The organism is Paenibacillus sp. FSL R5-0517, assembly GCF_037974355.1.
In the GTDB taxonomy this organism is placed as follows: Bacteria; Bacillota; Bacilli; order Paenibacillales; family Paenibacillaceae; genus Paenibacillus.
This window is the reverse complement of the sequence record NZ_CP150235.1, coordinates 6,333,190-6,346,977: the sequence shown is the minus strand read 5'-3', so window position 1 is coordinate 6,346,977 and position 13,788 is coordinate 6,333,190. Positions and strand designations below refer to the sequence as shown.

Sequence of the window (13,788 nt, the reverse complement as noted above, 5' to 3'; positions counted from 1 at the left end):
ATTGGAAGATTAATCTGTCATCGTAGTGCGATTGTAAATCATCTTAGTCTGACTGATTAGGGGAGGGGAGTGGCTATGAGCTTTTTTAGTCGGTTTTTGAAGAGACAACAGCCGGAGGAACGCCCGCTGTTTTACGATATTGTCTGTCCTTATTGTTTCAGCAAGTTTTCACCGGAAGAGGTGGTGTTCCGCGCCGCCCATCACCGCGATGATGATGAGGACTACGCACTCGGGGAAGATGCAAAGTTGAATCGGTATCGCGAACGATTCGGACTCGATACGGTATTTGATATGGAGGCGGTATTGGCACCGCATGATGTACCGGAGGAACATCGGATTTATTCCGATAATATCGTGATGGGTCTGAACGATCGGTACGGGGTCGTTACACGTCGCCGTTTGTGCCCGCAATGTCATAACGAGCTACCTGTTACGGCAGGTAAAGCACCCAGCAATATCATTTCCATTATCGGTGCATCCCAAGTGGGCAAATCCGTCTACATGACTTCATTAATTCATACATTGCAGCATTATACAGCGGATCATTTTGACGCGGCTTGCATGCCTCTGAATGCGGAGATCAGCCGCCGGTTCCGTGCGGATTATGAAGAACCGTTGTTCGAACGGGGCGATCTGCTGGATTCCACACAGAAGGAAAAGCTGCAGGAGCCGTTTATCTTCCAGTTTGTGTTCAAGGACGAAGATAAAGCGCCGCTAACACTGGTGTTCTTTGACGTTGCGGGTGAAGGTATGGTGGAGCAGGATTATCTTGGACTTCACGGGCAGCACATCAAAAACTCGGCAGGTATCCTGTTTATGGTGGACCCGCTTCAGATTCGTTCGATTCGGGACAAAATCCGCATTAATCTCGGCAACGAGCCGGGTGAGTGGACACCGCGATACGATGAGCCGCGCGACGTGGTGCTCACGATGTTTGGAGATTTTATCGCGTATCAGGACAAAGCCAAGACGAATATTCCAACAGCCGTGGTACTCACGAAAAGCGACATGCTGCATTCCCTCAAGGATGAAGAGGGGGATTATATCAAATCGAACAGTAACGTCTTTCGCAACATGGTGCACCGCGATTATTTCGACTTAACTGAGTTCGAGAATATCGACGGAGAGATCCGCCGTTTTATCGAGAAGGTGGATCGTCCGTTCAAGGGCACGATGGATGTGTACTTCAAGGATACAGCCTATTTCGCCGTATCTGCGCTGGGCAGCAATCCGGTGGATATGAAATTGCAGGGTGTGGTTAGCCCGATCCGCGTGGATGAACCCTTCCTGTGGCTGTTGTACAAGCTGAAGTACATTGAGGGGAGAGTGGGATGATGCGTTCTTCCGTAACCCCGCCCATTGAACAACAGTTGTATACCCGAGAGCGGCGCGGGGTGTTTCGCACAACAGAGGGGTTTGATACGGTTGCGGCATCGCCGGGACTGGACCCTTCTTTTATCAAAAAAGTGCTTCACCCCTACTGTGTCTATGACGCTCCGGCGGAGCTAACAGGCCGTAGCGAGAAGGACGAGACAAAGTTTCCGGCTTCCATTCACCTGCTTCATCTGGAAAGTGGAGAGACGATCCTTGGGCAAAATGTGTACCAGTCTGCGGATTTCACGGGGCTGCGCAGTGCCTTTTTTGCTCATAACTACGTCTTGTCTCCTGAGCGCTCGGAAGAGCAGATGAAGCAAGGCGGCTGGCTGGATGCCATGTTCGCCACGTCCTATGACATCGAACAAGGTACAGTACTGCCTACGCTTGCTGAATTGCCTACATCACTTGGAAGTGGACAGGGCGCGGCAAGAGATGCAGCTGCTGGACAAGAAGGATGGGCTCAGCCTGGTGCCAGTCTGAGTGCAGATTCATCGCCAAACCAGATGCTGAACGCCTTGAAGATGAACGAAGTGCTGTTCAAGCGACTGCTTTACGCGGTAATGCAGTCTGTAGCGACACGCAGAAAAGTATACATTGCACTGGACCTTCCCGCAGAAGAAGTCACCGCAGGGGCCAAAGGATTGCTGCGTTTGCTGTACACAGCGTTACCATACGCATTCCGGCGGCAGTTGGGATTCATGACGTTTGCCAAGGAGCCGCAGGCCAAGAAGGGCATCCATATCCAATTTGTAGAGCGGGGGACGTTACGTCCGAAAGACCGAAATACGGAGAAGGACTTCACCTTTGATATGGTATCCGGCAGAGTGACGCATGCGGATGCATCTGTGGCGAAGTTACCTTATGCGGAATTCGCCTGGGCCTTATTGCAGCAACCGGGTGCTGCGGATGCGTTCTATACATTTGCAGACGAGATGTTGTCTGGCATGGAACCTGGACGGGAGCTTTCCATCGAAGCCTATGGCGAACTCGCGGTGTTCTATAGTCTTGAACAAGGCAGGGAAGATCTGTACTTGGATAACAAAAGTCATGTTCTGAGTGGTTTGTTGACCTATCTGAAGCCGGAAGGTGGAACACGGCAGCGTTCCCGTCTGAACGAGCTGTTCCTGACCTTGCTCAGCCGGGAACTGGACAGCGTGAAGCGTGAGAACGTACCCGAAGAAGCGGTTGCTGCTCGCATTGGAGAATACTTCCGTGTTGCCGCGCCTGTGGTGCAATCCTGGATAGTGGACTATTTCATATACGGTGTCAATAATGCCCGAGCCCAGAAGCGTATGCGTGCGGTGCAGGAATTGTATGCTGTGTTGGATCGGGATACCCAGCTGAATCGGGCTTTCTTTGATAAAGTGCTGGCCAATGAATCGCTCACCAAGTTATTGTTCGATCCTTATCTGGACAATCAGCTGAAACGTACCGAATCGGCAGGGAATGTCGTGGAAGTGATCCGAAGATGGGTTACAGCTCATCCATCTGCGATTCATTACAGCTACTTGCTGGAGCGGACAACCAGTGAGCTGCGTGAACGGTTATGTTCTGCACCGAGTCCGGTGCAATCCGCGAATGAAGCACTCCAGCGCGTTAGCATACTGGATCAGGTACCAGCTGAAGGTATGTATGATAAAGGTATTACGGCACGGATTGGTCAGTCTGAATCTACAGCCCGCCCTAATCGAAAAGGAGCACCTCTGTCTGTCAGTCAAGATCCGGCATATCAGGAGGAGTTAACCCGCCTGGCAGACAAGCTTGCTTATGTCATTAACCTGTTTATGATTCAGGATCTGGATCTGGAACGGGTTAACCGTGAGCAGCTACTCAGCATTGATATATTGCAACATGGCAATGAGGTTCGGGATTGGGCAGCACGTCAGGGCGCTGATGTATCTGCTCGAACGAACATGATGCTGGCTGCGAGAGCGTGGCTTAGTGGCGAGGGAAATGAAGATGAGGCATTGGAGGCACTTTCTCTCCCGGAACGCAATGATCTTCAACGCTGGACACGTCGCTGGCTTGCTGTGGAGCTTCAGGCGCATCCGGGGATCGCGGCCTATGAAGCGTTGCCGATGGCTTTTTATCGGGGCGGAAGCGGTAGCAACCGACTGGATTATCCTGGCCTGATTGAGTTCGTCCGCACCAATGCAAGTCGTGTTGAAGGGCTGTATCCATTTTTCGAATGGTCAGGAGATCAACGTATGTTTGTTCGGGGTTCCAATACGCATAAAGGATATGCGGATGCCCTTGTGGCCTATTTCAAGGCCCATGACCGTGAAGCTTTCAAGTCGAAGTCGGCTTTCAAACCGTATTATGCGAGAGCGAACAAGGCAATGAAGCCGGTCTATGACCGTGCCAAGACAGAATTGTCATCCACATTGATGAGGATGCTAACAGGCAAAAGGAAGAATCTGTTTGGATTGCTTCTCTTGATCCTGGTTCTGGGTATTGCTGGCGGTACATATGCATGGATGAAAGATTCTGTAGAGCCGCCAGCGGCATCTCCTCCATCTACCCAGGAGCCTGCCATACCGGCTGAACCCGAGGTACAGCTCGCGGAGCAGATTGCTTATATAATTCCTCCCAGTGAACAGGAGGGTACCCAATCACCTGCTCAACTGGTGATCCGTTTCAGAAACGATACGGGAAGCACTGAGTTTGAGCAAGGCAAACTCCAATTGACAATGAAAGATGGCAGTACCCAGGAGCTGGATACCACAGGCAAGTGGGAGAGCTTTAATCGGAATGAAGAGCCGGATAACCAAGAGCCTTCTGATGGTAGTTCAGGAAGTACTTCCGAAGGAAGCACGGATGGGTCGTCAGCGGGAACCGCTGGGAACAACGAGCAGGCGGAGGATGGCGATCAGCAGGCGGACCCATCAACATTGGGTGATAACACTTCAGATCCTGCTAATGATACAACAACGGATACAGGGACGAATGCATCGTCTAATGCTGCGAGTGGAGGCACGGATCAAGGCACCGATGTAGATCAAGCTACTACAGGTTCCACATCACCTGACACATCCGTATCCAATGAAGAGAATGCGACCAATCCTGCACAGATGTCTATTGGAGATGCAGATCGTCTCTATCCGTATGGATTGCAGATTGATCTTCCAGCAGATCTTGATGCTGAGAGTATTGCCAGTGTGCAGAGTACGCTGGGCGGGATGACCGTCATCCAATTGATGCCGCAGCCGAAGCTGTAAGTTATTTTATTTGGCCCTGTTGCATAGATTCATTGAGTACCTTTTGATCAAATATTGAAATATGCTGACTTCATATCTTATTAAACGTGTATGTGGGATGACCTTGAACTTTAGATTTCAAGGTCATCTTTTTTTGATCCACACCCCAGATGCAGCAATCGCACGACAAAAAATTGATACATTCACAATTCGGACACAAAATCAATGATTCAAGTGCCTGGGAGATAAGCAGAAGTGATGAAAAGCGCGTGATGAATGAGAAAAGCTCTCATATGTAAACGTAAAGAACCACTCCAATTTGCTTAAAAAGGTCCAAATTAAGCTTGGAACAAGCAGAAGATTTGCATTTTCATGTTGACAAATGATAATGATTATCAGTATCTTTAGTGTAGAAGATATTTGCGTCGGAAATACACAGAATTATAATTTCGTTTTCGTTGTCATAGCCGGATTACATAATCGGGATAAATGAGAGAGGGATGATCGCATGTTTCGTCTGGAGACGACCAAGCTGGATATCGCTTATGAGGAAAGACTAATTGTAGAGGATCTGAATATTCAGATTCCCCAAGGAAAAATTACAGCACTTGTTGGAGCCAATGGATCAGGGAAGTCAACCATCCTGAAAACGATGGCACGTATTATGTCACCAAAAGCAGGTAATGTATTACTCGACGGGAAGTCCATCCATAAACAATCCACGCGTGAAGTTGCCAAGCAACTTGCGATTTTGCCACAGAATCCAACCGCTCCTGAAGGACTTACCGTTACTGAACTGGTATCGTATGGTCGATTTCCTTATCAAAAAGGATTTGGCTCCATGCGGGCGGAAGACAAACGCATGATTGAATGGGCGATTGAAGTGACAGGTATGACAGAGTTCCACGATCGTCCGATTGATCAACTGTCCGGTGGACAGCGTCAGCGTGCCTGGATTGCCATGGCACTTGCTCAAGAGACGGATATCCTGTTCCTGGACGAGCCAACAACGTTCCTGGATATGGCTCACCAGCTTGAAGTACTGCAACTGCTTGAGCAGCTGAATGCCACAGCTAACCGTACCATTGTTATGGTTGTACATGACTTGAATCATGCTTCCCGTTATGCACATCACATGATTGGTATCAAAAAAGGTAAAGCCATTGCTCAGGGTTCACCTGTGGAAGTCATGAACTCGGATGTGCTTCGTGAAGTATTCAACATTGAAGCAGATATCGTGATTGATCCGCGTTCCGGTGTACCACTCTGCTTGCCCTACGCACTTGCAGGCGAACGCCAGCAACCGAAACAACCGGAGCAGATGGTTATGAACAGTGCAATGGTTCATGCTGGAGGACGGACAGAACAGCGCGTTCAAGCGTTAGGAAGTTAACAAATGGGCCATATGTGGTCCTTACATTATAGAATGAAGCCGCTATGCGCTATCGCAGGCGGCTCTTTTGCGTTCATGGGGAATTTGCAACGCATGGGAGCGAAGGGGAACGTCCAGACCCGGAATTTGGTAATCACATCGGATCAGGTTTATAATAATAAGATAGGCTGTATGTTCATTGGTTATATTAACGTGCTCGGAGCAGCCCAAACCAACACTTGTCATGGGAGGAATCAGTCATGTCCGTATATTCATATCAAGCGGTAACCACCGCGAACCAGGAAGTCTCACTGGATCTGTATCAAGGTAAGGTATTGATCATTGCCAATACAGCTAGCAAGTGTGGACTTACTCCGCAATACGGTGAATTGCAAAAACTCTATGATCGTTATCGCGATCAGGGTCTCGTTGTACTGGGTTTCCCTTGTAACCAGTTTGGAGGGCAGGAGCCAGGTACAAGCGAGGAAGCCGAGTCATTTTGCCAAATTAACTATGGTGTGAATTTCCCGGTGTTTGCCAAGGTAGATGTGAATGGTGAGGATACACATCCCCTGTTCCAATACCTCAAGGAGCAACAACCTGGCGCAGGTGAAACGAGCGACATCCAATGGAACTTTACCAAGTTCCTTGTTAACCGTGAAGGTGAAGTGGTCGGTCGTGTTGAACCGAAAGAATCTCCGGAGACAATGATCGCAGATATTGAGAAATTGCTCGGTTAAACCATGATTGTTTGAGAAGCCTGTCCTTGCATGTGCAAGGACAGGCTTCTTTGATTATTTTATATACGTGGCTTGTTGAGGGAGAACATCCGTTTTAATCATATCGGGTGTGGAGAATGGGCAGGAGCAGCAGAGCAGCATAGGGGATATTTCCTGCAGCTCTCATCAGGGGGACGTCAAGCGAGACAGGAACCACGCAGAGTACGACAAACATTGAACGACAAGGAGTTGCGGAAGCCATTCGCATAGCATAAATAGACCTAAATTCGGGGACAATGAAATCAATACAATGAAGGGAAGAAAGGCTTAAAATAAAGCGAGTGACCTCCTTCGACAATTTTTTTTTGCTCAACCTATTGCAATGTGAAAAAGATCACATTATAATAAGTGTATAAAGTGAAATAAATCACATACACAGTCTCGAACAGGAAGTGAAATATTTCACAACTATAATAACGTTATATTCAAACTCATTTATATATTTCGAGGAGGAACTTTTAATGAAAATCGCAGTTATCGGATGTACACATGCAGGGACCGCAGCCATCGTAAATACCGCTAAATTGTACCCGGATGCTACCATCACCGTGTATGAGCGCAATGACAACATCTCCTTCCTATCTTGTGGCATTGCGCTCTACGTAGGTGGGGTTGTGAAAGATCCTGACGGCTTGTTCTATTCTTCGCCTAATCAGTTGGCAGAGCTTGGTGTTGAGACCAAGATGCTTCATGAAGTTACAGCAGTTGATGCCAAAGGCCATACCCTTCAGGCTAAAAACCTGCAAACCGGGGAAGAATTTGAAGATACGTTTGACAAACTGATCGTGACCACTGGTTCATGGCCTGTCGTTCCGAAGCTTGAAGGCATTGAGATGGACAACATTTTACTTTGCAAAAACTACAATCATTCCAACACAATTATTGAAAAAGCCAAAGATGCCAAACGTGTTACCGTTGTAGGTGCCGGATATATCGGCGTTGAATTGGTGGAAGCTTTCCAGATGAATGGCAAGGAAGTTACCCTGATCGACAGTGTGGACCGGATTTTGAACAAATACCTGGATCCTGAGTTCACAGATGCAATTGAAGATACGCTGACTGGACGCGGCATCAAGCTGGCTCTTGGTCAAACGGTACAGAAGTTTACTGGAGAGAATGGCAAAGTGACCAAGGTGATCACGTCCAAAGGAGAGTTCGAAACCGATCTGGTGATTCTATGCATTGGTTTCCGTCCAAATACCGAGCTGCTCAAAGGCCAAGTGGATATGCTGCCAAACGGCGCAATCATCGTGGATAAATATATGCAAACGAGTCAAAAAGACGTCTTCGCTGCGGGTGACAGCTGTGCTATTCATTACAACCCGACAGGCAAAGCATCTTACATTCCACTGGCAACCAACGCCGTGCGGATGGGTACACTTGTAGCCCGTAACCTGGTTCGTCCTACGACACCGTATATGGGTACACAAGGAACATCGGGTATCAAAATATATGAGCAAAATATTGCTGGTACGGGGATGACGGAAACGTCTGCTGCTGACGAAGGTCTGATTGTGGAGTCGGTAGTACTGGAAGACAGCTATCGTCCGGAGTTCATGCCAACGGCGGAGAAACTGTTGCTCAAAGTGGTATATGAGCAGGCTACTCGTCGGATCGTTGGAGCACAGGTGATGTCTCAGGTTGATCTGACCCAATCGATTAATACGATCTCGGTCTGCATCCAAAACAATATGACCGTAGATGAGCTGGCCTTCATCGACTTCTTCTTCCAGCCACACTACAACAAACCGTGGAACTTCCTGAACACGGCGGGTCTGCAAGCACTGCCTCCAATAGAAGTAAAAGCACCAGCAATGGTGTAAGCAAGCAGAATCCATGCTAAGCAGTGAGCATGACAGACGACATACGAAGATAAGTCAGGGTTGTCCGAAAATGCGACATGTACAATAACTGCCGAGCTTACGAAGCAAGGCAGACGATCATAAAGGAAAAGGAAGACTGGCGAGTATATCGTCAGTCTTTTTGTGATTTTTTTTAAAAAATAGACCTTAATATACTCTTGCTGTCATAACTTCGAAGACGATCTTAAAAGCATATTTTTAAATTACATTGTGATAATTTGCACAAAGTTTCGTGCTAGACCCATATACAATTGAGATATGGCATTCAACGTATCAACAAAGAAGTTCAGGTGTTTTATTCCACGAAGAACAATGAAGGAGAGGATGAATGATATGGCAGCAAAAACACCTCTTGAGGTTGCTCAATATACGGCGCAAACAGGCATGAAGAAGGCTCAAAATCCGGTGTCTTCTGTACTGGTGCTTAGTTTTCTGGCAGGTGCTTTTATTGCGCTGGGTTTTCTACTGGATATTCGGGTGATTGCATCTGCGCCGGCAGAGTGGGGAAGCTTGGTTAATCTGATCGGTGCGGCGGTGTTCCCGGTTGGATTGATGCTAGTACTCATAGGTGGTGGAGAGCTGCTGACAGGTAACATGATGGCTGTTCCGCTCGCGACGATTGCTCGAAAGTTATCCGTAGGTAGCATGTTGAAAAATCTAACATTAGTGACGATTGGTAACTTTGTTGGAGCTTTGTTTGTCGCGTACGCGTTTGGACATGTGCTTGGTCTGACTGGAGAGGGGGTATATCTGGCTAAAGTGGTGGATATGGCTGGTCACAAGTTGCATGACGGATTCCTGCAGGCTTTTATCTCCGGTATCGGCTGTAACTGGTTGGTCGCGTTGGCCGTGTGGCTATCTTATGCATCGGATACGATGAGTGGCAAGGTACTGGGCATTTGGTTTCCAACGATGGCGTTTGTGGCCATTGGATTCCAGCACGTTGTGGCTAATATGTTCCTTATCCCTGCGGCAATCTTTGAAGGGCATTATTCGTGGGGCCAATATGTAATGAATTTCATTCCGGTATGGCTTGGGAATCTGACTGGAGGTGCTCTGTTTGTAGCTGCAGCCTATTGGGTGGTGTACCTGCGCCAAGCTGAGCCTAAAGTGAAACCAGAGGTAGCGACGTCAATTGAACCTGTGGAGACGGAGGCTAGAGTGATGTTGAGCAAGCAGGCGTAGCGGAATAACATTACAATGCACGACCCGAAACTTGTGCTTCATATCACTTAGAAGTGAAGAGGATTCTGATCTTGCTCCGTTTCATGGCGAAGATGCTGTGAAGGAGCAGGTCGGAGTCTTTTTTGTGGTGTCTTTGTTCGATTTTAACGCAAAATAAATTCGCCATGAAAAGGTTCGGGGGAACGAAACCTGTTCATGGCGAATTTCGGGAGTGGTCCATGATATGGCATGAGGAGGAAGTGGGGAAACACTAGCCTAATGCCTTGTTTTTAATTTACCCCTGAATTCTGAAGTTGAATCAATTGGCATAACATTTTTTTAAAAATATTTTGAAGCCGCTATAGCGGTGAATATGAAGCAAAAAAATACTGCTCTCTTTACGTGATAACCTCGAAGAAGATATGATATAGGGATAGCTTTTGAAGAGGGGGAGCCATACGATGATCGATCAGGAGAATGGGGTATTTGCAGCGGTATGCCCGCTCGATTGTCCAGACACTTGTGGTCTGTTACTACATAAAGAGAACGGTAAAATTGTGAAGGTGGCAGGCAATCCGGACCATCCGATAACCAAGGGTGCCATTTGTAATAAAGTTAGAAATATGACGGAGCGGGTATATCACCCCGAGCGTCTGCAATATCCGATGAGACGTGTTGGAGCCAAGGGTGAAGGCAAGTTCGAACGAATCAGTTGGGATGAAGCAATCAGGGAGATTACGACCAAGTTCACTGCATTGTCCGAGACCTACGGATCGGAGAGCATCCTGCCCTACAGCTTCTACGGTAACATGGGCATTCTCGGCGTAGACGGCATGGATCGACGGTTCTTCAATGCACTAGGTGCAAGTGTGCTGGAGCAGACGATCTGTAATGCCGCCGGAAATACGGGCTGGAAATATACGATGGGCGCCAACCATGGAACGGTGCCAGAAGATACGGAGCATGCAGATCTTATTCTGGTATGGGGCGGCAATATCGTCAGTACGAATATGCACCAGGTCGTTTTGGCGGAGAAAGCACGCAAGAAGGGCGCCCAGATCGTCGTAATCGACGTTCATCGCAATCGTACCGCTCAATGGGGAGACTGGTTTATTCCGCTGTACCCGGGCACAGACAGCGCACTGGCGCTCGGATTGATGCATGTGCTGTTTGAACGGGGACTGACGGATGAAGCATTTATGCAAGAGTATACGGTAGGACACGAGGCACTACGTGATCATGTCCGCAGTTACACCCCTGAACGCGTTGCGCGCATTACTGGTGTGCCGGAGGAGACCATTGTGAAGCTGGCCGAAATGTATGGTAACGCACAGGCAGCCCATATTCACATCGGCAATGGCCTCCAGCACCATGATAATGGGGGCATGAATGTGCGTAGCGTAGCTTGTCTGCCTGCCATTACAGGGCAATGGCTGAAGCAAGGCGGCGGTGCCGTGCGTACCAACAGCTACGCGAGCACGAATAGCGATGCGCTGGAACGTCCGGAACTGCGGCAGAATCCGGAGCCGCGAGTGGTGAACATGAACCGGATTGGTGAAGCGATGCTGGAAGCGGAGCAGCCGATCCGGGCCATGATGGTCTACTGCAGCAACCCACTGGTGGTGGCACCGGATACCGAACGAGTGGAGCGAGGTTTTGCAAGGGAAGATCTGTTCACGGTTGTGCATGATCTGTTCATGACGGATACGGCAAAATATGCAGATATCTTGTTGCCGGCCACCTCTTCATTTGAAGCGACGGACCTGTATGCCTCCTATTGGCATCAGTATGTTCATCTGCAAGAGCCGGTGATTGCACCGATTGGAGAGAGCAAGAGCAATGTGGAACTGTTTTCTCTGCTTGGGCAGGCCATGGGGTACGATCCCGCAATCTTCGGAGAAACGCCGGAACAGATGATTGAGGACGCACTTCAGGGCACAGGCAACCCCTACATGAATGGAGTCACGTTGGAAGAACTGAAGGAACACCGATTCGTGAAGCTGGATATGTCGTCACATGCTGCATTTCTGGATCAGCTGCCTACGCCTTCAGGGAAAATTGAATTGTATTCGGAGACGATGGAACAGCGAGGGCTTCCGCCGCTCCCTACCTATAGCGCTCTGATTGAAGGATATGATGGGGAGAATCCGGCTGGACCTGCCGATACGTATCCGCTGATGTTCCTATCACCGCCGAACCATAATTTCCTGAACTCCACCTTTGGCAATTCAGCCAAACACCAGCGTTTGGAAAAGATGCCTCTTTTGCAAATGCATCCTGAGGACGCTAGCCGCAGAAACGTGGAGGATGGAGATGCAGTAGTCGTATGGAATGATCGTGGGCGTATCGAACTTACCGCCAAGGTGAGTGAAGCCATGCTGCCGGGAACCGTCATCAGCCAAGGCTTATGGTGGGATGGTGACGGCAAGAAGCAGCGAGCGAATTCACTGACGTCCAATCGCTTGTCGGACATGGGCAACGGGGCTACCTTCTTCTCGGCCACTGTCGAAGTGAAGCGTCAATGAGTGTGCTTGCAGCGCGATTTTTTTGAGGTAAGATGAACAAAGAACAGAATGTAGCAGGATATAAAGAGCAATACAGGCAACACTTCCAAAGGCCTTCGCTCTGGCTGGTTATGCCGTCAGGGCAAAGGTTTTTTTGGTATGGGGACACGTTTTGTAGCGTATTAAGGAGAATGAACTAGAGATGATGAGATGGCTGGATAACTATCCAAAAGAAGTGAAAGTTTTTTTGCTGGCAAGTCTGGTTAACGCAACCGGTAGTGCCTTGATGTGGCCGCTCACCACCATGTATGTGTTTGATGAGCTAGGACGAACGATGGCTAACGCGGGTTTTGTAATCCTTATTCAATCCCTGGGTGGCATCTTCGGACAATTGCTTGGAGGATCACTGTACCATCGGGTGGGCGTGAAGAAGCTGATTATTGGCTCACTGGCGCTGAATGCGTTAGGTTTGTTTGCGTTGCCCTGGATTAGCGCGTACTGGGTTATATTTATATGTGCCATGGGCTGGATCGGTCTGTTCAGTTCATTGTCGCTGCCAGCGATTCAGGCTTTTATCGGCTTCCGGTTTGCGGAGCGACGCGGTGAATTATTCAATATTATCTATGTAGCGAACAATATCGGGGTGGCGATTGGTACGGCACTGAGTGGTTTTCTCGCTGACTTTTCCTATCACCTCAGCTTTGTACTGAACGGAGTGACTTCAGCCGGATTTGCGCTGTTCTTCTGGTATTATCTGTTGCGGGTTGAACCGGATCAGGGGGAAGTACATCTGACGAAACGCAAAACCGTCCCCGATGGGCCGGGCGTCTGGGCATTGCTGGGCAATACCCGATTATATCTGTTTATGAGCTTGGGCGTGCTGTTCCTGTTATTCGGCAATTCCATCTGGAACACAGGTGTGTCACCGTACATCATCTCTGAGGGGATGGAAAAAAGAATGTACGGTCTGCTCTGGACCCTGAACGGGGTGCTGATCTTTGTAGGCCAACCTTTCACCAGTTGGGTGAAACGGACCATGGCCCGTACCTCAACGGCCCAGATGACCGCAAGTGCGGTGTTCTATGGCATGGCCTACATTGTCATGATTACCATGTACAGCTATCCAGGCATGGTGCTTGCCATGGTACTCGCCACGTTTGGGGAGATGCTGATCTCCCCTGCAACCCCTGCATTTATCTCGGAGCACGCGGGCAGGGCGGCCCCTTTTTACATCGGGATATCGGGTGGAATCGGTGCGGTTGGACGGGTTATCGGCCCATATGCGATGGGGGTCATGTATGATAAGCAAGGACTTATACCTGTCGCGTGGCTGGCAACGGGCACAGCGGCAATTGCGGTAATGGGTTTTGTGCTGCATGCGGTGTTGAACCGTAATCGTGAAGTGAAGGAGTATGGGATGGATACGTAACAGATCCAATCGGGTTGAACAGGATGCGGAAGAACGGGTTGAAGTGGACGGTAAATCCACTTTAATCTGTCTGCTCATCCGTAAACTATGGTTGACAAAAAAAT

Annotated in this window: 8 protein-coding genes; all 8 read left to right on the top strand. The window is 48.9% G+C overall.

Annotated elements, in window-relative coordinates:
* Positions 1-75: 75 nt before the first annotated feature.
* The 8 genes from MKX40_RS28350 to MKX40_RS28315 all read left to right on the top strand — a co-directional run bounded on the left by MKX40_RS28350 (position 76) and on the right by MKX40_RS28315 (position 13,684).
* The gene (locus MKX40_RS28350; RefSeq protein ID WP_339238341.1) at positions 76-1,335 is read left to right on the top strand and encodes a hypothetical protein; all 1,260 of its coding nucleotides are present in this window, start codon (positions 76-78) and stop codon (positions 1,333-1,335) included.
* Entirely contained in the window at positions 1,332-4,595 is a 3,264-nt protein-coding gene (locus MKX40_RS28345; RefSeq protein WP_339238339.1) for a hypothetical protein, read from the top strand. Before MKX40_RS28350 ends, MKX40_RS28345 begins: the two co-directional genes overlap by 4 nt.
* A gap of 487 nt (positions 4,596-5,082) precedes the next feature.
* A complete protein-coding gene (locus MKX40_RS28340; RefSeq protein ID WP_339238337.1) occupies positions 5,083-5,967 on the top strand; it encodes an ABC transporter ATP-binding protein in 885 nt (294 codons plus the stop codon).
* Between the two features lie 239 nt (positions 5,968-6,206).
* Positions 6,207-6,686: a glutathione peroxidase gene (locus tag MKX40_RS28335; protein WP_339238335.1), complete on the top strand. Its 480-nt coding sequence runs from the start codon at positions 6,207-6,209 to the stop codon at positions 6,684-6,686.
* 500 nt (positions 6,687-7,186) lie between these two features.
* The gene (locus tag MKX40_RS28330; protein WP_091012820.1) at positions 7,187-8,548 is read left to right on the top strand and encodes an FAD-dependent oxidoreductase; all 1,362 of its coding nucleotides are present in this window, start codon (positions 7,187-7,189) and stop codon (positions 8,546-8,548) included.
* 372 nt (positions 8,549-8,920) lie between these two features.
* The gene (locus MKX40_RS28325) at positions 8,921-9,772 is read left to right on the top strand and encodes a formate/nitrite transporter family protein (RefSeq protein WP_339238333.1); all 852 of its coding nucleotides are present in this window, start codon (positions 8,921-8,923) and stop codon (positions 9,770-9,772) included.
* A gap of 440 nt (positions 9,773-10,212) precedes the next feature.
* Positions 10,213-12,276 (top strand): molybdopterin oxidoreductase family protein, encoded by a 2,064-nt coding sequence (locus MKX40_RS28320; RefSeq protein ID WP_339238331.1) that lies wholly within the window; start codon positions 10,213-10,215, stop codon positions 12,274-12,276.
* A 184-nt stretch (positions 12,277-12,460) separates the two neighbouring features.
* Entirely contained in the window at positions 12,461-13,684 is a 1,224-nt protein-coding gene (locus MKX40_RS28315; protein ID WP_339243223.1) for an MFS transporter, read from the top strand.
* The last annotated feature ends 104 nt before the right edge of the window (positions 13,685-13,788 follow it).